An 18,960-nucleotide genomic window follows, 5' to 3' on the forward strand; every position below is an offset into this window, starting at 1 on the left:
AATTATGAAATATTATTTTTTAAAACATATTATTAACGAAGGAGACATATATATTCCTTTTGAATATGGTGATAGCATAGAATTATTAAGAGATAATAAAGATTCTAAACTAAAAAAAATACCATTTGTAGGAAAAAATGAAACAGATTATTACTCAATAACAGGTCATGTAGTTTCTAATGATTTTAAAAATTTTTTGGAAATAAATAAAATTCCTAATATTGAGTTTGTTTCTATTGATTTTTTAAATAAAAAGAATAAAAAGTTAAGTGCTTTCTCTATTAGATTTACTAATACAGAAGATTGTATTGATTATGAAAAATCAGATGTTGTAATAATTCTTGATAAAATTAGAGAAATAAACAAGATATATTTCAAAAAAGATTTTAATGCAAAATTCTTTCTTATTAAGGGCTACGATTATGAAATAGTTGTTAACAATGAACTGAAGGACGAAATGGAAAAAAATAACATAAAAGGCATAAGTTTTACTTTAATAGATGAAAATTACAAGTTCTAGAATAAACAACTGATCGAACACGAAATTGAATTTAATTGATAAATATTTATGTTGTAAGATCTGATATGAATTTAAATTTTATCTCAAAAAATCAAATTTTATGTCCCGTCCTAAAAATCCGATAAAGATTATAGGTCAAAAATAATTAATTATGCCAAAGCAAAACAATTTTGCTTTGGTTTTTTATTTTAAAGTTAGCTAAATATTTTAAAACTGTTGTAAAAGTATTTAAATTTTATCTTTACGGAAGTGTTAATCCTTGGGGTTTTACTGGCGAGTGGAGAAATGAAAGAAATATCAGATGAATTAGCCAAAGGTAAAAAATTAGGAGATGAAGTTGAAGTTGATGGAATACAGAATAGTCAATTGAGTTCTCCATCAGCAAGTGCTTTATATAAATTAAAATCATCTATAAAAAAAGAAATAAAAGATAGAAATAAAAAAGGATTATTACCAGAAGAAGCTATGCCTTCTGATTATCAAGCTCATCATATTGTACCTAAAGAAATGGAAATTTATTTTGGTAAAGCATTTGATGAATTAGGAATTAATTTAGATGAAGCATTTAATGGAACTATGCTTCCTCCTGTACACAAATTTGATGAAGTTGTAGAAAAAGCCAGAAATACCTTAAAAGATTCTGAAATTCCTGCTAATTTTTGGAATAGAGCCAAGTATCAGTCGCATCCTCAATATAATGACATGATAAAAGAAGATTTAAGTTAGATATTTAAAGGATTTGAAAATTTATCTAAAAGCGAGAAAGAATTAGTAAAGACAAGGTTTTATAAGGTGATAAAAGAAAGAAAAACTTGGCTAGAAACATTAACTGCTGAAAATACTTTGATAATATTAAAATAATAAAAAAATATGAGTTATTATTTGCTAAGACACGAGATTAACGAAGACGACATTTACGTTAATATTGAGCAACAGGGACCATTAGAATTATTGTCGGAAGGAAAAACTCCAAGAATCTCTAAGATATATTATCAAGGTAAAAATAGTACAGATTATATTTCACTTGGAGGTTTTGGAGTATCTTATAATGCTATGTCGTTTTTTAAAAAAGAATGTGGTGAAAATGTTAGTTTTGTTCCCACTGTAATATATAGCAAAGATACTGACGATCCATTAAATATTTACTTGATGAAGATAAACATTGAACTTGATTGCATAGATTACGAAAAATCGGAACTTTTCGTTTTAAGTGATAAGATAATAAGAGGAGTAGATAAAATGGTATTAAAAACTGATATTAATGAAGATATTTTTACTATTAAAAATCTTTCAAGAATATTTATAAATGAGAGTTTGAAAGATAAAATGATTAATTATGGCTTAAAAGGTTTTGAATTTGTTCCTATTGAAAAATTCACTTTTTAATTTACATTATTTTTGAAAATGTCTTTTTAAAAACCAAACGCCACAAAATTTATTTTTTTTGTGGCGTTTTTAACATCTTGAAATTTAACTAAAAACTTAGCAAAACGTTCTAAAATTGTTGTCAAAGGATCTAAATTTTATCTTTACGGAAGCTTTAATCCTTGGGGTTTACTGGCGAGTGGTGAAGTGAAACATATAGATGACGAATTATCACAAGGTAAAAAAGTAGGAGATAAACTTGAAGTAGATGGAATACAGGCAAGACTCATTGGTCAAGAAGATATTGAAATTGTATCACCTTTAGGAAAAGACATAGGAGGTTCTGGATTTAGCGGAAGCCGAAAAGTTAGAGATATGGCAGCTCAATCTATTGATAAAAATAAAAAGATATTTAAAAGAATAGAAAAGATAGATGCAGACGATATGTTATCAGCCGCTGAAAAAAGTAAAAAAATAAATAGTCAATTGAGTTCACCATCAGCAAGTGCTTTAGCTAAATTGAAATCTGCTATTAAAAAAGAAATAAAGGATAGAAATAAAAAGGGATTACTTCCAGAAGAAGCTTTCCCTTCTCGTTATGAAGCTCATCATATTGTACCTAAAGAGATGGAAATACAGTTTGGTAAAGTGTTTGACGAATTGGGAATTAATTTAGATGAAGCTTTTAATGGAACAATGCTTCCGCCTGTAAGAGAGTTTGATGAAGTAGTAGAAAATGCAAAAAACACTTTAAAAGATTCTGAAATACCGATTGATTTCTGGAAGAGAGCTAAGCATCAAACACATCCTGACTATAACTTACAAGTAAAAAACAGATTGAATGAAATTTTTGAAGGATTTAATACAATGAGTAAGCAGGAAAAAGCATTTACTAAGCAAGAGTTTTTTAATTTTATCGAAGAACAAAAAGCAATATTACATACTTTAACAGGGAACGGCAATTTAAAAATATTAAGATAATACCAATAAATATGAGCAATTTTTTTTTAGAAAGAGATTACAGCGAAGGAGATATAATGATAACATTTGAATACCATCAATCTTTGGAATTATTACAAGAAGGTAAAGAATCAAAGCTAAAAACAATTCCTTATATTGGAATGAATGATAGTGACTATATCACTTCTGGAATGAATGTTTTCTCTCAAAAATTTAAAGACTTCATAGAGTCAATGAATATCAAAAATGTAAATTTTATACCTATTACTATTTCACAAGAAAATCACCAGAGAAAAGATTTTTATCTTTTAAAGTTTACCCAAAATGAAGATTGTATTGATTACGAAAAATCTGATATTGTTATAATTCAAGGTTTGATAAGAAAAATAAACAAATTAAAAATTAAGGATGACTTTAATAACTTTTTTTTTCAAATAAAAGGCTTGAAATTAAGAATCGCAGTAAATGAAAAAATGAAACAAGAGATAGAAAGTAAAAATTTCCACGGAATAAAATTTGTGGAAATTGAGTGAAAAATAAAATTGTATTAAACCGAAACTTTTTAGAGTTTCGGTTTTTTATTTAAAGCTTAGCCTAAGCCTTAAAATTGTTGTAAAAGTATTTAAATTTTATCTCTACGGAAGCGTTAATCCTTGGGTTTTTATTGGCAAATCAATGGATAAGTTTTTCAGCAAAAAGTCTTAGTTTTATTTTTTAAATATTTGAACTAATTTCAACTACGTAAAAAAACTTATCTAAAAACAGAAGATAAAACGATATACTCAAAAGTACACAAATGTTTTCAAATTAAATGATAAGGATAAGGATTACAAATACATAAAAACTAAAGTACACTTGTAGTGCTGTATTAAAAAAAAACAAATTTACTTTTGTCAAGTGAAAAAAATAAATACCTTGTATCAGTATCGGTTTTTACACCGGGCTGAATGGTTATTATTGAGCATCTCTTATATTCTGGTTAAATTTAAAATGATATATTATGAAGAGAAAAAACAATGCATTGATTGTCTTATTTCTATTTTTAGGCACCTTAATCCATGCTCAGGTAAAAGATTTTATAATTGAAAAGCCTGTGAGTCCCAATCTATACATCTATAAAACTTTCGGGGTCTTTGGAGGAAAAGAATATTCCAGTAATGCTTTATATCTGGTTACAAAAAAAGGAGTCGTTTTATTTGATTCTCCATGGCAAAAAAGCCAATATCAAAGTCTTATGGATACCATAAAAAAGCGCCACCATCTTCCTGTTATCTCAGTTTTTGCCACGCACTCGCATGACGATAGAGCTGGAGATTTTAGTTTTTACACTAAAAAAGGAATTAAAACGTATGCTTCCTCAAAAACAAATGAGATCCTGAAAAAAGAAGGCAAAGCAACATCTACAGAGATTATAAAAATCGGAAAAACATACACTATCGGAGGGCAAAAATTTGTAGTTGACTTTCTGGGTGAAGGACATACGGTCGACAATGTTGTCGTTTGGTTTCCGCAATATAAAATACTTGATGGTGGATGCCTTGTAAAAAGCAGTTCAGCTACAGATATGGGATTTACTGGCGAAGCCAATGTAGAGGAATGGCCACAAACGATAAAGAATGTACAGACGAAATATCCGGATGCAAAAATGATCATCCCAGGACATGACGAATGGAAAGGCGGCGGCCATGTAGAGCATACTCTGGATTTACTCAATAAGCACAAAAGCCAGCAATAAAGAAGTAAACAGATATTTTTACCAAAACCTTTTTTTAAAATATTTAGGTAATTATACGCCAGTTTACACTGATTTGTTAAAAATAAAAGAGGACTAATTCATTTTAGTCCGGTAGTGTTTCACTAACTGTGTAAGTTAAAAAGTTATTTTGGACAGTTTTTTATCTTAATTGATAAGTTGTGATGACAAGTTTTGTCGCTGTAGATTGGCTGATATTTTAGAAGATAATTTGCAACCATAGGATGCAATCGTGCGGCAACACGGATTAATCTGTAAGTCAGCAAATGATTGAGCAGCAAATGAATGGATTGGTCCAAGGTATTACTGAAGCTTTTGTAAATAATGCAAAAATGTCATAAAGAGAAAAAAAAAGGATGTAAAATAGGCTTTACATCCTTAATGGGTCTATTTAAAATTAAAAACAAATCCTAACCTGAATTGCTCCTTCCACCGTAAGGGATCAATACTTTCTTCTTTTAAAATATTAAAATACTGAAATTTAACCATTGCATCATATCCCTTAATCTGATAAGCAATAGCAGGAGAAAACCTCTCGGAATATCCGGTTGCCAGATCATTAAGATTCAATCTTTCATATCGGGCTGATAAAATAGTATTCCATGGTTTTACAAAATAATTCAACTGCGCGTAATATCCTCCTGCCAGTACATAGCCTTTTGTTTTGTCGTAGGTAAGCCCCTGAAAAAGAGGATCACTTGCATTTTGTGGCTCGCCTTTGATCCTGTGATATTCAAACTGTCCTGAGAACCCCTTATACTGAAAGCTTGCATCGAAACCATACACCAGCTTTTGGCCGTTAATAATTTTCCATCCATACTCACCTTCTGAGTTCTCTGGCAGTGTTCGTCCTTCTGCCTGCCTTTTATTAGCATATCTGGCATTCACTCCGATATTGAACATTGGAACCGGAGAATGCCTGTCGTCCACATCTCTGTTTCTGTATCTCGTAGGATATGCAAAGTCTACCCTTCCTACAAATTCAGGATTTCCACTGCTGTCATTATCCCCTTTCAGAGACATCTCCCCCATTCCTGTATAGATTCCTCCTGTTACATTCACTCTTTGCTTCCAGAAATCAGATGACAGGGTAACTCCTACATCTCTTCTGCTGAATAAATCGCCACGAACAAGCTCTGCTCTCTGCCAATAGGGAGAATAAGAAAAAGGTTCCATTGATCCTCTCGAGTAAGGAAGTTTTGAGTACCCTGCTTTTATGTTCATAAAATTCAAACCTTTATAAGTTACCGAAGCATCCATCAGTCCGGGATTTTCGGGATCTATCAAACCAGAATTTCCGGCTGCCAAATCGGCAAAATCTACCTGCAGTTCATACTCCCAGGTGTCTTCAATTCTTCCGTCAATCTTCAGTTGCGCATCTCTTAGCTTAAAACGATCTTTATTTTTGCTTTGATTATCACTATCTGCATTAATCAGCCTGTGATTATAATATCCGGAAACGGAACCTGAAATCTCAATCATATGCTTTCCATTGGAAATGGTGAACTGGGCATAGGAGTTTGCTGAGAGTAACAGTCCGAGAAAAGAATAAGTTATATATTTTTTATTAATCATTGTTCTGGGTTTTTAAAATAATACATCGTTTGCATATCATCGGATAGAATGACAAGATTACCCTGCCTGTCGAAAGTCATACCTTCGGGGTTTACGATCGGGAGTTTCCACTCTGCCAACTTTTCATACGTGTTGGGATCCAGTTTGTAGAGAGTCATTGATTCATCGCCCAGAATCCAGAGATGATCATGGTAAAAAGTAGCCGCAGAAACATCCCTGGAGAGTTCGCTGATATCGATTCGGTTATATTCCTTAAAATCAGGATCAAGTTCGATAAGATAGATAGGATTTTTTTCTGTAAATAATAAAAACTTCCCTTTCGCTTTATTAAAAGTCATTGCTTCATAGCCGGAATTTCGTCCCCCACTGTAGGGAATATAAATTCTTCTTTCAAGCTTCAGCGTTTTTAAATCTAAAACAGCGATCGCTCTTGAAAATTCTTCAACGGCATATACATAATGTTCATCAGCATAGACGCCTTCATTGTCCAATCCTTTATAATCGGCTTTTCTAATAATATTTCCTTTTAAATCGGTTTCAAAGAGATAGCCGTTATCACTTACAATAAAAAAGGAATTTCCATCGGGATGCAATACGATGTCCGAAGGCTCAGGTACGCGGATGTTTATTTTTTCAAAGGGTGTTAACGTCTTAATTTTCTGTGCCTCCAATGGTGATAAAGCAGACAGAAATAATAGTGTCAATAGATATTTTCTCATTGCTGATTCTTATAAGGTGTAGCCTTCTACTGTTAAATTATCGATTCTGTTATTTCCTGAAGATGCTGTTGCGCTTGCCGTATCAAAAGCAATTTTCAGCTTAAAATCGGGATTATTATTAACGCCTGACACGGTAGAAAGATCAATTTCAAATACAGTAAAATCTGTGGTTATATTGAAGATCATTCCGGAATTGATAAAGTTTGTTCCGTCCGTAGAATACCAAACCGACTGCGTGGACGATCCGGATCCCGTTCTCATAGCTGCATATTTTACTTTAATATCCGTGTGCCCTGTAGTAGGAATATTCATTATAAAATCACCTGAAGGATTCCTTACTCTCAGGGCAGTTCCTGCGGGGTCATTATCAAGTGTATTTTTATCCGTTCCTTCGGTATCGTCATAATAACTTCCGGCATATGATAAAGATCCGTTCCCAAGATTAGGAGCGATTAAGGAAGTAATGGAAGAAGCATCATTAAAATTCCAGTAATGTAAAAATTCCAGCTTTGAAGGTTGTGCTGCCCCGGTAGGTATACCGTCTAAAGTTATATTATCAAATCTTGAGTTTCCCGCGTCCCCCGTTATATTTCCGGAAAAGCTGATCTTAATTTTTAAATGCGCATTATCATCAGCTTCCGGTATTCCTGACAGGTCAATCTGATGTCTTAAAAAGTCGGTGGTCACTCCATATTCATAATTGGTTAAGCCTGCCGTGGTAAACGTAGTTCCATCCGTTGAATAAGAAACTGTCTGCTGTGCCGGTCCGTTAGACGTTCTTGTGGTTACAAAATTAAATACCACATCTTTATATCCTGTTGAGGGAATACTTATGATAAAATCCCCGGAAGGGTTTCTCAATCTTAATGCAGATCCCGATTCTTCATTCTCTCTTAAATTAATAGAACTTCCTTCTGAAACATCATCATAATAACTCCCTAAATAGTCAATTTTAGCGCCCGTTACTTTTGTAAAAGTGGTTGAAGCCAGTGTGTTAGGGGTTGAAGTATTGTTAAAACTCCAGTAATGGATAAGTTCAGCATCCGGATTGCTGACAAAGCTGTCGTCGCCATTGGAAATATCACGGTCTTCAACACATGAACTCACGGCAAAACATAATGATAAATAGATAAAAAATTTCCGCATAATCTTTGTTTAATCGATTGCACAAATAAAAGGCTCTCGTGTTAACTATTTGTTGATATACGATTAACAATAAATAAAGATTTGATTAAAAAAAAATTAAAATATCAGAAAAGGCTTGGCCATTACAGGATTTTTAATAGTTTATAAGCTGTCTTGGGGCCGATCTTGGCTTCGTGTGAAGAAACGGAAACTAAAGACGATTTCTAACAAAAAAATAAATCCACGTAGTTTGTCAGTGGATCGGTTACAAAATTTGAGGCGCAATTGTAAGATTCAAAATATATTGTTCCCTACAAATCGCGGAAAATGACTGACATTAAATTAACAGCATCATCGGTAAAAATCTGTGTATCCGCAGGAAATAAAAATTAAGAGGTTGTTTAAATTTTATTGCCAAAAATTTTTATAGCTATTTTGAGATGGATTTTTTGCTTCGTGTTTGCAGATTTAGCGGGCTAAATCAAAAATAGGAAGTGAAAAATACGCTCAAAAGAGCATCAAAATTGAGCAAAGATCAACTTCATTAAGGATAATAAATAAAACGGTAAAATTTTAAACAGACTCTAAATTCCTATTTTAACTTTCAAACGATCTGAACTTTTTGCCAAATCCCCAAGTTTTGGGACTGATTCTTTTCAGTGGTGAAAAAAGTAGATAAATCAGAAATAAAAAGAAGCTGCCCAAACTTTTTGGACAGCCTCTTTTATGCGGTAGAATCCTTACTATTGTTACCCTTAGAACCGGAAACTTTATGGAGAAACAGCTTTTCTTTGTGACAAAACGGTATCTTTTCTCCTGTTTTTCCAATCTGCATCCAGACTTTTTATTTTCAGAGGTTTTCCTTCAAACATTTCATATTCAGAAGAATGATTATCATTAAAAGTTATTTTCTCAACCGATTTTATTTCTTTCGGAACATGGGCTCCAAACCATAACTCATCCGGTTTTTGTTGCCACGTAACTTCATATAAAACTGCATTCTCAGGGTAATCTGATCCGCTATTTTTTTGAGCATACATAAAAGCAATATCATTTCCATATAAAGTTGACATCGTACTGTCTTTGGGTTGAATAGATGAGGTGATGGGATGCATCAGCAGAGGATTTTCTTTCAACTCTTCACTTTGCTGAAATGATGCGCCAACATTGACTAATTCCTTAGGTTTTTCGCCACACGAAATGAGGAATGCAAAGATAAAATACAAACTATAGTTTTTCATTTTGTCTGAATTTTTTTAAGTTGAGAAATTAAATACAGAGGAGACGTAAAAACATAATCTCTGCTGGCTACTGGCTTATGACATTCAATACATTCCTTATCAAAATCGGGCGTTTCGCCATAAGGCTTCAAATCATTTCCTTTCCATCTTCCCCAGCCCCAGCCTTTTGTCTTTGCATATTTCTTAGCATCTTTTACCATAAATTCCACCTGAATAAAATCTCCTGTAGAAATACTTCCATCCTGATTTATATGCTGTTTCCACGCTGTTTTGGCAAAAGAAGTTCCGTCCGGCCAAGGATTAATCTTATTTTCCTGAATCGCTTTTACGGCAACATCATTTCCGAAAATAATCCGCATCGTTCCATTATCAAATCGATCTGTTGTGCTTATGGCTTTCCAGTTTCTATAATCCGGAATATAAGCCAGTCCGTTAAGAGAAGCTTTAACATTACTATTTTTTAATGCTTCAGGTGCTATATTTTGTGGATTTACAGGAGATTGCAACGTACCCACTGTCGGATTTTTCACTGCTGCAATCGATAAAGCATAATCTTTCAACACTTTGACTTGCTGAGCATTTAATTTTGTAGAAGAATGTACCATCGCATAACTGGGCAGAGGCATTTCTCCGGATAAAACTTTGTTGATGGCATAATACATTGTAGAACTCTGCTGTGCTTTTGGCCAAGAATTCCACTGAGAAAAATCTAATGCCTTACGACCTTCCTTAATGTGAGAATCAACCAAAAAATTCGCCGGCGTTATTTTATCATACCATCGGAGATTAGCTTCCGAAGAATGGCAATCGAAACAAGAATTTCGAAGAATATTATTCACTTCTTTCGGAACATTGGCAAGATCTTGTGTTTTCTTTCCTTCATTACTATTTTCCGGTCTGAAAAACTGAAGGAGCAGAAACCCAACAAGTAAAATCCATATCAGTTTATTGGTGTTTTTCATTGTATGAATTTAAAAATTAATTCTCAATTTATGATGAAACTTTTCCGCGGGGATCATCTACATGCATTTTTGAAACATCATAACGAACCCCTTCACGATCAATGATCCTCACATTTTTAACAACAGTACTTAATGCATGCAAAAAGGTCTCCGAATTTTCATGTCGCTCATACGCTTCCTGATCTCTCCAGCCTTCCAACAAATGGAATGTATTTTCATCCGTTAAATCCTGTGAAAAAGCGTAATAAATACAGCCTTCGAGTTTATTGGCTTCGGTCATTTCAGGGATAACAGCATCAATGAAAATCTGTCGGTCTTCGGGATGAACTTTATAATAAGCGCTTACCGTAATACCGGTCGTTTCTGTTTTGTCGTGGCTGTTTGACGTGCCTTTTTTTATTGAATTATTCATACTATTTTTATTTAAATTGATTGATTTTTTTTTACAGAAAAGTAACAAACTCCTCGAAAGGTTTGCGCACTTTTTCCAGTTTAAGATTCCAGTCGTTTTCCTGATCGCGATATCCCAATGCCAGTAACATGGAACTTCTTAAACCTTTTTCAGAAAGTTGCAGAAATTCATCCAGAGCAGCAGGATCAAAACCTTCCATCGGCGTAGAATCTACATCCTCAGAAGCCGCGGCAACAATAGCCAAACCTAATGCGATATTCGCCTGTTTTGCAGCATGATGAAAATTTTCTTCAATACTCATATTTCCGAAGAAAGTTTTGGCAAAATTCCTCTGATTGGCGTAAGAATCAGGCTTTTTATTTTGTTTTAAAATTAAGTGATCAAAAACGTGATCAATTCTTTCCTTTGTATATTCATCCCAAACCGCAAAAACCAAAAGATGGGATGATTCTACAATTTGCTGTTGATTCATCGCGATCGGCAGGATTTTCTTTTTAATCTCAGGGTCACTGATCACGATGATTTCGTAAGGCTGCAATCCAATCCCTGACGGAGCCAAATGAGCCGCTTCCAGAATTTTATTGATTTTTTCAGGAGCCACTTTCTCTCCGTTCATTCTTTTGGTGGCGTATCTCCATTTCAGAAGTTCTGTAATATTTTCCATGAATTTTATTTGATTACGTGAATTTGTATGGCTGGAAGATGGAAGCTAGAGGCTGGAAGTTAACATTCAAACTGTTTATTCTTCCAGCTTCTGACTTCAGGCTTCCAACAAATTAAAACAATCCCAGTTGTCCCATTAGAATCGTTCCGGCAGTATAACAGTGGAAAGATTTTACTTTTCCGTTTTCGATTTTGAAGACATCACAACAAGGCACTTCGATGGTTTTTCCTGTTGGTTCTATCGTTCCGGAAGGAAGCTGTAAAGGGCCTTTATGCGTTCCGTTCAGAGAAAGTTCTACCACAACCGTATTTTCGTCTTCCAACACATATAAATCGTACAATTCTCTGTGCATATCCGGAAATGCCGTTGCATACACATCCACAGTTTTACCGATATCTTCACCATAATATTTAGTTCCGGCGGAGACATCCCAGAAATAACCGTCTTCTGCAAAAAGTTCGACAAATGCTTTGGAATCCTGAATTTCTGCCACTCTGTACAATTCACGAATTAATGTTTCGTTGGCTGAATTTTGATTGATTACTGATGCTTTCATAATATTTTATTTTAAATGTTAAAGATTAAGTTTGATTAAAATTTTTATTATTCTATTTTTTTAAACGCAAAGTTTTAATTCAATTTTATCCATTATTTTTAGAAAGCAAAGGCAAATAAAATTTGCTTCGCGAAGCTTGAAAATATAGCTTCAGTAAATCAACTTGTTGATTCTTCTTTGCTCACTTAAATAATTAAGTCTTTAAATAAAATCTTTGCGTCAAAAAATAAATATTGATTTTGGAATATTTAAATAGACTCAAAAGTTGAGTTTGATTAATTTTTATTAGGAAATAAGAGAATTTATTATTTGTTGTCCACAAAAACATATAGTTTAACAGCTTTTCCGTTTTCAAAAACGAAGAGATCCATTCCGGTTACGGCATCCGGTTTTTCGGGCGTTCCGTTTTGCCAGTACAATCTTGCAATGTTATGATTAACGTCTATCGCTTTGATGTGTGAAAATTTAGATTGAGGACTTTTCTGCTGCAATCCATCTACAAAACCGTTGATTTCTTTGTGCCCAACTGCTACAAAATGGCTGTCTACCATTTCGATAGTATCAGCGTATACTTTTGCCATTAAAGACTCACGTTTTTTAGGATCTTTTTCGTTCCAGATGGCTAAATGTCCTTCTACCAAAGATTTTATTTCAGCTTCTGAAAGCGGTTTTGAATCTGATTGATTTTGATTTTCAGCAACATCTTTAGGTGACCATAAAATCGTTGCCGGATTTTTTTTCTCATAACCTTTTCCGTTTGGATAAGAAACCAGCTCCATTTTTGAACCCCAGGGTGTCACAAAATACACCCAACTCTCCCCTTCTGTATCACCGGACGGCATTAAAAATGGTTCTCCTAAAAATTGTACACCTTTACTTTTAAGATATTCTACACTTTTGCTGATATCATTGGTATAAAAAGCAACATGGCTAGCTCCGATGTCATCTCCTCCCGGTTGTTGATCGCTTCCTTTATTATCCTGATATTCGAAAAGTTCGATGTTGGCTCCTGTTCCTGCTTTTACCATTTTGATGGTTACCGGACCTGTTTTTGGCTGCATGTGATTTGATTTTTTCCAGGCATCATCCAAAGGAATCGGACCTAAAGTGGTTACCGCTGAAAAACCTAAAACATCTGTAAAAAAGTTCACTGCCTGATTCATATTCGGAACGTTGATTCCCACATGATCGATTCCCAAAATTCCTGCTTTTTGTTGTGCATCTGCCTGAGAAACGGCTGTTGATAATAGTAATGCGCTTGCTACTGCTGTTGCGTTGGCTTTGATTTGTTTTTTTAAATTGCTCATCTTTTTATTTTTTATTTTGTTGTTTTGTTATTTTGATAAAGCAAATTTCAGCCAATTTGAGGTCTTCTTCCATTGATAAAAGCTTGAAAAAAAAGCAAACAAATGTCAATGAAATGGATAGGGTTTGAATTTATGACTTCTTTTTAGCCCCGATTGAACGGCATGTTTGAGCTCTTTTTACAGTTTAGGCTCGGCGGCTTCGCCGCCGAGCCTAAACTGTAAAAAAGCGAGTAGTGAAAGCGGGAAATAGCTCCTAAAAAAATAAAATAGAATCAGAAATCTTCTGAACCACAACTTCACAAAGTCAAAAAGTTTCAAACAGAAAACTAAAAAGAATTCGTTTAAAAACAAAAAAGAATGAAATACAAACATTCCATCCTTTTAATTATTATTGAAAAATCTAATTATTCGCTATATTTTGCAAGCCATTTGGCTTTCATTTCGGCTCTAGCATTGATAAATTCCAGATCGGTTCCCTGAGCAAAAGCATCCAGCGGAAAACGTAAAGGGCGCGAACCATCCTTCATCTCGATAAGTTCTAATATTCCGTCTGCTATGGTTTGAGGATTCATGTTAAACTCCTTCATTTTTCCAAATAAAGCAGCACCAACCGCATTGAATTGCTCTGTAGCAATCGGATCATATTCTTTGCCAATCTCAGGTTTATCGGCATTCACTCCGGCTTTTGCTCCCGTGTTCATTTCTGTAGGATAAACTCCCGGCTGAATGGCAACATTTTCGATATTAAACTGTTTCAGCTCATCCTGCAAACCTTCGGTAATACTTTCCACCCCGAATTTTGAGGCAAAATAAGGAATCATAAAAGGTGAAGTATGAGCACTTGCTCCGGAAGTGATATTGATAATCAATCCGTTTTTATGCTCCCTCATAGAAGGCAATACCGCCTGATACGTTCTGATAACTCCATAAAAATTGACTTCAAACATCTGGCGGATCTTGTCCAGACTATAAGCTTCCAACAATCCCGATCCTGAAACGGCAGCATTGTTGACCAACACGTCTATTTTACCATGTTTTCGCAACACATTTTCGAAAGCATTCGTCACAGAATGATCATCTGTAACGTCGATTTCCACGACTTCTATATTGGGAAGAGATTCCAGTTCTTTGGCTGCGGTTTCATTTTTGCCTGAAATCCCACGCATACCTGCAATAACTGTATATCCTGCTTTTGCTAATGTTACGGCTGTTAATTTTCCGAATCCTGTACTTGTTCCTGTGATAAAAACTGTCTTTTTCATTATATTAAATTTTTAATTGTTTTTGAATAAGACAAAGATGAGGTAACAAACACTCCTCTTCCATTGACTAAAGCTTGAAAAAAATCCAAACAAATATCAATGAAATTCGTAGTTACTATTTCTTCACCATGTTTCTACGCAGTCTGGTAAGGGTTTCGGGAGTAATACCAATGTATGAAGCAATCATGTGTTGAGGTATTCTGTTAACGATATTCGGATATTTTTCGAGAAAATTGCTGTATTTCTCTTCCGCTGAATAGCTGATATTTGCTAAAATACGGTTTTGGGAAACAATAAAGCTTTTCTGAATGATCTGATTCACCATTTGATTAAGCTGAGGAATTTCAGAACATAGCTTTTCGAAGTCTGCTTTTTCAATCAAGATTAATTCAGTTGGCTCGATAGCGTCGATGTTTAAACGGGATGGAGTTCCGTTGGTAAGGCTTTCGCGATCACCCGTCCAGTAATTTTCAGGAGCGAAATTGATGATATGTTCGGAACCGTTTTCAGCAATAGAAAATGTTTTTACCAATCCGCGGCAAATAAAAGCATTATAATGCCACACCTCGCCTTCCTGACAAAGGAATTGTTTTTTTCTGAGTTTTTTCGGTTTACAGACAGATTCTATCAATTGGATTTCCTGATCAGAAAGTTCTATTTTGTCGGTAAGGTATTTTAGAAAGATTTCAAACATTTATTTTCAGTTTCAGAACAAATTTAATTATAATCCCTTTAATAATGATTATTTTCAAACATATTAATTTTCCTTTCTTTCTGTATCTGTCCCGTAAAAAATGTAAAATGAACCCCGGAGGTGATATTTCCAAAGTTTTAACGGGAAGATGAATAAGTATTTAAAATATCGTCTTTAATTAGTTTTAATTCAAACTAATTTTCGGTATATTTGGTAGAGGAAAAACAAAATATAAAACATGGTAAAGGAAAAAGACAATACTGACGAGCTGGCTCTGAGTCTTGGTTTTGCCATGACAGAAATGAAGACCAGGCTCAGGCAGAAGATACAGGAAAAAATTAATGAATATGATGCTTCATTTTCCTACGAAATGCTTGAAATATTAGGTTTGATATGGCGGGGAAATGACGGTATCAATCAGCAGGAAATCGCTAAGCGGATCAGCAAGGATAAATCGAGTGTCACCTACCTCATCAATAATCTGGTACATCGTGGACTGGTGGTAAGAACTGAAGACCATACAGACCGCAGAAATAAAAAAATCTACCTTACCGAAAAAGGCAGCGAGGTCATGGGAAGAGTATATCCGTGGATTTTGGAATTATATAAACAGGCTGCCGGAGACGCGAGAAAAAGTGATATAAAAAAGGCTTTTGACCTGATCAAAAAAATGACAAATAATCTAGAGCAATTATAAAATCAACTGAAATGAGAACAATATTAATTCCCGTAGACGCAAGCGCAACCACCCAAAATGCTGTAAAATTTGCAGCAAACTGGGCAAAGCAGTATGCTTATGAACATATTATTTTGCTGATGGTTTCCAATGAATCAATGTTTGATTATCTTCATATCGCAGATCCGTATTCTGTAGTTGCAGAAGATCATGTTAACAGTGTGCGGGTAGATACGGAAGCTTTATTGCGAAATTTAAGCTTGATCATAAAAGAAATAGCATCCGATGTGACCGTTTCGACTGTCTTAAGCAGATCCTCCATTCTTCGTACCATCAACGAATCTATAAGGGAAAATCCGTCTGTGGAACTGATTGTTTTGGGTGCCGGTTTACATGATGAAAATGATGATAGCCTGGTTTCAGAAAATATAGTGGAAATTGCCAGAACGAGCCCCATCAGAACGTTAATTATTCCTAATAATCACCATTACACGAAAGTTGAAAACGTTTTGGCTCCTTGTGATATAACCCAGATCGGCAAACTAGAGAGGATTTCTAAATTTAAAGAAAGACTTCAGATTAATCATTTAAAACTTAGCCTGCTTCATATTTACCAAAAAGACGAAAATTTAGATCAGGAAAAGCAACAGGAACTCGAAAAATATATTTTCAACAATTTTGCAGATATTTCTACAAGTATTTATTATTCGCAAGATCCTCATACGATTAAAGGAATTTCGTCGTTTGTTGCCGAGCATCCTGTCGATATCATTACTGCACTGCCCGGAAAACACAGTTTTCTGTATTATTTAATGAATAGAAGTGTAACAGAGGCTATCTATCAAAATATCAATAAACCGGTCATGATTTTAAAATAGAAGATTTTTTAATCGTAATTTTTCTGAACCGGATTATTTTCTCCCTACATGCCACATGATGCCATCGTGTGGCTTTCATGCTTCATTACTTTGTATAATGCATACCAGAGATTTTCGTTTAGAAAAGAATAATGAGCTGCCCTAATAGCCGGAAATAGTTTAAACGGCCTTGGCTGTTTAGATAACGCATGATGAGATCCTCCCCCTAATTTAGAGATATTCCAAAAGTACAAACCTGTATATTTGCGTTTTGAAATAAGAACTCTATATATGCCAAATAATGCTTTCTATAAGCTTATCCCTATGACCACTTTTGTGATTGATTATTATTCTAATGAAGGATATGCCGATTTGCAGACCCTTAATTTAATGATCAATTACGCACAATTTCTGAAAAAAGACCTGCAACTCGGAATGTTTGTTCCTATTGGTTCCGATGGGACACCATTGAAACAACCGCAAAATTATACGAGCTGGAAATCGATAAAACACAATAGTGATGATCACGATGCAAGTAGTTCTTTCGGCGAATATAATTTATATAAAAAAGCAGAGAAAAAATGCCTGTTCGAAGGCTTTGAGGTTGCCTACAACGGCTACTCCGTGGTGAGAATTGTCGCCAGGTACAATCCGGCAATTGAGTTATCATTCAATAAACAGGATATGCTGTGCTCAACTTTTAAAGATGTGGAATCTTTAACGGATCAGGATATTTATCTAAGCGCTGCTGCTTTAAAAATGATTGGTATTAAGAACTTTTAAGCTTAAAAAAAATTTGACTTGCCAGTTTTAGCAAGTCAAAATAATATGATTACATATTTCGTATTCGATTTTCCTTAAATTTTTGAAGCTTTCAGCAACAATTGATGCAAATCTGTATTTTTCACGAAAGAAGGCAACAATTCTTTACCCGGACCAAAAGCCGCCACTTCTACATAATCTCCGGAATGATCCATACTGATCCAGCCAACATTATTATGCTTTTGCTGCATATCCGAGAAAGCTTTGTAAGGTAGTTTTTTGTAATTATACAATCCCGATTCATGCTTTTCAAGACCTAAATAAAAATCAAGCAAATGCTTTCCTTCTTCATCACTCAATCGTATTTTGTTGGTTTCATAGATCCAGTCCTTAATTTGTTGAAGGTTAAAATCTGATTTAATAGAATTCAACACATATTCATTGGAGTATTTATAATTTGAAATACTGTTGAATTTCGAAGTTGCATCAGCACCATAGATTGTTCCCGGATTGGCATTTCCGTGATCTGTCGTAATGATGACAAGCGTTTCACCATCTTTTTCAGCAAAGTCTAAAACTGTTTTTACCGCTTCATCAAAAGCCAACTGATCATGAATTAATGCTGAAATATCATTCGCATGAGCTGCCCAGTCTACCTTTCCGCCTTCCACCTGAAGAACGAAACCTTCCGAATGATCTTTCATCTGCTCAATGGCCGCGCCCGCCATTTCTGCCAAAGTTGGACTTCCCTGAAGATCCGACAAATTATTTCGATCAACCGTATAAGGCAACGCACCCGAGCTGAAAACACCTAAAACCTTTCCGCTTTTTTTAGAATTCGCAAGATCAGCTTTGGTTTTTAAAACCTGATATCCTTTTTGTTTGTATGAATTATAAACATCTTTACGATCGGTTCTTTTTTCAGGATTAAAGAATTCATCACCACCGCCCATCATTACATCGAGTCCCTGTTCAAGATACATTTCAGCGATTTCGGGTTCTGCATTTCTGCTGTCGGAATTAATGCAAAAACCAGCAGGCGTTGCATGCGTGATCGTAACCGTTGTCACACAACCCGCTTTTTTACCCGCTTTTTTAAATTTTTGCCAGATCGGAGTATATCGTTCTCCATTTGCACCCACATTCAGAACCCCGTTTTTCACCCTTACGCCACCGCCAAAAGCTGAACTTGCCGCCGCCGAATCGGTCACAATAGAACTCGCAGATGCCGTATCCATCAAAGCTCGGCTTACTTTTCCGGTATGGTACAGGTTCATCCAATGACTGGGTTTCCCCAAGATATTTCTGGAATAAAGATCTGCCATGCTCAAAGTTCCCAAACTCATCCCGTCGCTTACCATGAAGATAATATTCTTAGCTTTTTTTGAGTCTGAAGGAATAGCTTTGGTATTTCCGGCAAATAAATCAAGCGGATTTATAGTCAATAAACCGGATAACATTGCCGATCCTTTTAAAAATTTGCGTCTGTCCATAATAAAAATCTAATGTTCAAAGTTAATGCAAAGACAATAACTAATGAGACTAAGTTG

General features: G+C 34.7%; 21 protein-coding genes. 9 read left to right on the forward strand and 12 right to left on the reverse strand.

Going from position 1 to position 18,960, the window contains the following annotated elements; all coding sequences use genetic code 11:
• Positions 1-4: 4 nt before the first annotated feature.
• The 6 genes from VUJ46_RS07545 to blaIND all read left to right on the forward strand — a co-directional run bounded on the left by VUJ46_RS07545 (position 5) and on the right by blaIND (position 4,580).
• A complete protein-coding gene (locus VUJ46_RS07545) occupies positions 5-520 on the forward strand; it encodes an imm11 family protein (protein ID WP_326984377.1) in 516 nt (171 codons plus the stop codon).
• A 285-nt stretch (positions 521-805) separates the two neighbouring features.
• Positions 806-1,246, forward strand: coding sequence for an AHH domain-containing protein (locus tag VUJ46_RS07550; RefSeq protein ID WP_326984378.1), 441 nt, complete (start codon positions 806-808; stop codon positions 1,244-1,246).
• A 144-nt stretch (positions 1,247-1,390) separates the two neighbouring features.
• Positions 1,391-1,906 (forward strand): imm11 family protein, encoded by a 516-nt coding sequence (locus VUJ46_RS07555; RefSeq protein ID WP_326984379.1) that lies wholly within the window; start codon positions 1,391-1,393, stop codon positions 1,904-1,906.
• 186 nt (positions 1,907-2,092) lie between these two features.
• Positions 2,093-2,866 (forward strand): AHH domain-containing protein, encoded by a 774-nt coding sequence (locus tag VUJ46_RS07560; protein WP_326984380.1) that lies wholly within the window; start codon positions 2,093-2,095, stop codon positions 2,864-2,866.
• Positions 2,867-2,877: 11 nt separating this feature from the next.
• Entirely contained in the window at positions 2,878-3,378 is a 501-nt protein-coding gene (locus VUJ46_RS07565) for an Imm43 family immunity protein (RefSeq protein ID WP_326984381.1), read from the forward strand.
• Positions 3,379-3,845: 467 nt separating this feature from the next.
• A complete protein-coding gene (gene blaIND, locus VUJ46_RS07570) occupies positions 3,846-4,580 on the forward strand; it encodes an IND family subclass B1 metallo-beta-lactamase (RefSeq protein WP_326984382.1) in 735 nt (244 codons plus the stop codon).
• Between the two features lie 405 nt (positions 4,581-4,985).
• Here blaIND and VUJ46_RS07575 read toward each other — a convergent pair whose 3' ends face one another.
• The 11 genes from VUJ46_RS07575 to VUJ46_RS07625 all read right to left on the reverse strand — a co-directional run bounded on the left by VUJ46_RS07575 (position 4,986) and on the right by VUJ46_RS07625 (position 15,115).
• Complete coding sequence (locus VUJ46_RS07575; protein WP_326984383.1) at positions 4,986-6,173, reverse strand: porin; 1,188 nt, start codon at positions 6,171-6,173, stop codon at positions 4,986-4,988.
• The gene (locus tag VUJ46_RS07580; RefSeq protein ID WP_326984384.1) at positions 6,170-6,892 is read right to left on the reverse strand and encodes an SdiA-regulated domain-containing protein; all 723 of its coding nucleotides are present in this window, start codon (positions 6,890-6,892) and stop codon (positions 6,170-6,172) included. Before VUJ46_RS07580 ends, VUJ46_RS07575 begins: the two co-directional genes overlap by 4 nt.
• A gap of 9 nt (positions 6,893-6,901) precedes the next feature.
• Positions 6,902-8,038, reverse strand: coding sequence for a hypothetical protein (locus VUJ46_RS07585; protein WP_326984385.1), 1,137 nt, complete (start codon positions 8,036-8,038; stop codon positions 6,902-6,904).
• A 749-nt stretch (positions 8,039-8,787) separates the two neighbouring features.
• The gene (locus VUJ46_RS07590) at positions 8,788-9,258 is read right to left on the reverse strand and encodes a hypothetical protein (protein WP_326984386.1); all 471 of its coding nucleotides are present in this window, start codon (positions 9,256-9,258) and stop codon (positions 8,788-8,790) included.
• Entirely contained in the window at positions 9,255-10,220 is a 966-nt protein-coding gene (locus VUJ46_RS07595; protein WP_326984387.1) for a heme-binding domain-containing protein, read from the reverse strand. Before VUJ46_RS07595 ends, VUJ46_RS07590 begins: the two co-directional genes overlap by 4 nt.
• 28 nt (positions 10,221-10,248) lie before the next feature.
• On the reverse strand, positions 10,249-10,632 hold the full coding sequence (locus tag VUJ46_RS07600) for a putative quinol monooxygenase (RefSeq protein ID WP_326984388.1): 384 nt from the start codon (positions 10,630-10,632) through the stop codon (positions 10,249-10,251).
• Between the two features lie 31 nt (positions 10,633-10,663).
• On the reverse strand, positions 10,664-11,296 hold the full coding sequence (locus VUJ46_RS07605; RefSeq protein ID WP_326984389.1) for a nitroreductase family protein: 633 nt from the start codon (positions 11,294-11,296) through the stop codon (positions 10,664-10,666).
• A 112-nt stretch (positions 11,297-11,408) separates the two neighbouring features.
• Entirely contained in the window at positions 11,409-11,852 is a 444-nt protein-coding gene (locus VUJ46_RS07610) for a nuclear transport factor 2 family protein (RefSeq protein ID WP_326984390.1), read from the reverse strand.
• A gap of 305 nt (positions 11,853-12,157) precedes the next feature.
• Positions 12,158-13,159: a VOC family protein gene (locus VUJ46_RS07615; RefSeq protein ID WP_326984391.1), complete on the reverse strand. Its 1,002-nt coding sequence runs from the start codon at positions 13,157-13,159 to the stop codon at positions 12,158-12,160.
• Positions 13,160-13,563: 404 nt separating this feature from the next.
• The gene (locus VUJ46_RS07620) at positions 13,564-14,421 is read right to left on the reverse strand and encodes an SDR family oxidoreductase (RefSeq protein ID WP_326984392.1); all 858 of its coding nucleotides are present in this window, start codon (positions 14,419-14,421) and stop codon (positions 13,564-13,566) included.
• Positions 14,422-14,536: 115 nt separating this feature from the next.
• Positions 14,537-15,115 carry a Crp/Fnr family transcriptional regulator gene (locus VUJ46_RS07625; RefSeq protein ID WP_326984393.1) on the reverse strand — a complete coding sequence of 193 codons (579 nt, stop codon included), beginning with the start codon at positions 15,113-15,115 and terminating at the stop codon, positions 14,537-14,539.
• A gap of 238 nt (positions 15,116-15,353) precedes the next feature.
• Here VUJ46_RS07625 and VUJ46_RS07630 point away from each other — a divergent pair, with 238 nt between their 5' ends.
• The 3 genes from VUJ46_RS07630 to VUJ46_RS07640 all read left to right on the forward strand — a co-directional run bounded on the left by VUJ46_RS07630 (position 15,354) and on the right by VUJ46_RS07640 (position 17,431).
• Positions 15,354-15,812: a MarR family winged helix-turn-helix transcriptional regulator gene (locus VUJ46_RS07630; RefSeq protein ID WP_326984394.1), complete on the forward strand. Its 459-nt coding sequence runs from the start codon at positions 15,354-15,356 to the stop codon at positions 15,810-15,812.
• An 11-nt stretch (positions 15,813-15,823) separates the two neighbouring features.
• Positions 15,824-16,669, forward strand: coding sequence for a universal stress protein (locus tag VUJ46_RS07635; RefSeq protein WP_326984395.1), 846 nt, complete (start codon positions 15,824-15,826; stop codon positions 16,667-16,669).
• Between the two features lie 270 nt (positions 16,670-16,939).
• Positions 16,940-17,431 carry a hypothetical protein gene (locus tag VUJ46_RS07640; protein WP_326984396.1) on the forward strand — a complete coding sequence of 164 codons (492 nt, stop codon included), beginning with the start codon at positions 16,940-16,942 and terminating at the stop codon, positions 17,429-17,431.
• 74 nt (positions 17,432-17,505) lie between these two features.
• Here the strand turns inward: VUJ46_RS07640 and VUJ46_RS07645 are convergent, their stop codons facing one another.
• Entirely contained in the window at positions 17,506-18,903 is a 1,398-nt protein-coding gene (locus tag VUJ46_RS07645; RefSeq protein ID WP_326984397.1) for an alkaline phosphatase, read from the reverse strand.
• Positions 18,904-18,960: the final 57 nt, after the last annotated feature.

It is taken from the genome of Chryseobacterium sp. MYb264 (assembly GCF_035974275.1).
Taxonomy (GTDB): domain Bacteria; phylum Bacteroidota; class Bacteroidia; order Flavobacteriales; family Weeksellaceae; genus Chryseobacterium.

Excerpts from the sequence above, each read along its gene's own strand:
- VUJ46_RS07545 (WP_326984377.1), top strand. The coding sequence starts at position 5 with ATGAAATATTATTTTTTAAAACATATTATTAACGAAGGAGACATATAT.
- VUJ46_RS07550 (WP_326984378.1), top strand. The coding sequence starts at position 806 with ATGAAAGAAATATCAGATGAATTAGCCAAAGGTAAAAAATTAGGAGAT.
- VUJ46_RS07555 (WP_326984379.1), top strand. The coding sequence starts at position 1,391 with ATGAGTTATTATTTGCTAAGACACGAGATTAACGAAGACGACATTTAC.
- VUJ46_RS07565 (WP_326984381.1), top strand. The coding sequence starts at position 2,878 with ATGAGCAATTTTTTTTTAGAAAGAGATTACAGCGAAGGAGATATAATG.
- blaIND (WP_326984382.1), top strand. The coding sequence starts at position 3,846 with ATGAAGAGAAAAAACAATGCATTGATTGTCTTATTTCTATTTTTAGGC.
- VUJ46_RS07575 (WP_326984383.1), bottom strand. The coding sequence starts at position 6,173 with ATGATTAATAAAAAATATATAACTTATTCTTTTCTCGGACTGTTACTC.
- VUJ46_RS07580 (WP_326984384.1), bottom strand. The coding sequence starts at position 6,892 with ATGAGAAAATATCTATTGACACTATTATTTCTGTCTGCTTTATCACCA.
- VUJ46_RS07585 (WP_326984385.1), bottom strand. The coding sequence starts at position 8,038 with ATGCGGAAATTTTTTATCTATTTATCATTATGTTTTGCCGTGAGTTCA.
- VUJ46_RS07590 (WP_326984386.1), bottom strand. The coding sequence starts at position 9,258 with ATGAAAAACTATAGTTTGTATTTTATCTTTGCATTCCTCATTTCGTGT.
- VUJ46_RS07595 (WP_326984387.1), bottom strand. The coding sequence starts at position 10,220 with ATGAAAAACACCAATAAACTGATATGGATTTTACTTGTTGGGTTTCTG.
- VUJ46_RS07600 (WP_326984388.1), bottom strand. The coding sequence starts at position 10,632 with ATGAATAATTCAATAAAAAAAGGCACGTCAAACAGCCACGACAAAACA.
- VUJ46_RS07605 (WP_326984389.1), bottom strand. The coding sequence starts at position 11,296 with ATGGAAAATATTACAGAACTTCTGAAATGGAGATACGCCACCAAAAGA.
- VUJ46_RS07610 (WP_326984390.1), bottom strand. The coding sequence starts at position 11,852 with ATGAAAGCATCAGTAATCAATCAAAATTCAGCCAACGAAACATTAATT.
- VUJ46_RS07615 (WP_326984391.1), bottom strand. The coding sequence starts at position 13,159 with ATGAGCAATTTAAAAAAACAAATCAAAGCCAACGCAACAGCAGTAGCA.
- VUJ46_RS07620 (WP_326984392.1), bottom strand. The coding sequence starts at position 14,421 with ATGAAAAAGACAGTTTTTATCACAGGAACAAGTACAGGATTCGGAAAA.
- VUJ46_RS07625 (WP_326984393.1), bottom strand. The coding sequence starts at position 15,115 with ATGTTTGAAATCTTTCTAAAATACCTTACCGACAAAATAGAACTTTCT.
- VUJ46_RS07630 (WP_326984394.1), top strand. The coding sequence starts at position 15,354 with ATGGTAAAGGAAAAAGACAATACTGACGAGCTGGCTCTGAGTCTTGGT.
- VUJ46_RS07635 (WP_326984395.1), top strand. The coding sequence starts at position 15,824 with ATGAGAACAATATTAATTCCCGTAGACGCAAGCGCAACCACCCAAAAT.
- VUJ46_RS07640 (WP_326984396.1), top strand. The coding sequence starts at position 16,940 with ATGCCAAATAATGCTTTCTATAAGCTTATCCCTATGACCACTTTTGTG.
- VUJ46_RS07645 (WP_326984397.1), bottom strand. The coding sequence starts at position 18,903 with ATGGACAGACGCAAATTTTTAAAAGGATCGGCAATGTTATCCGGTTTA.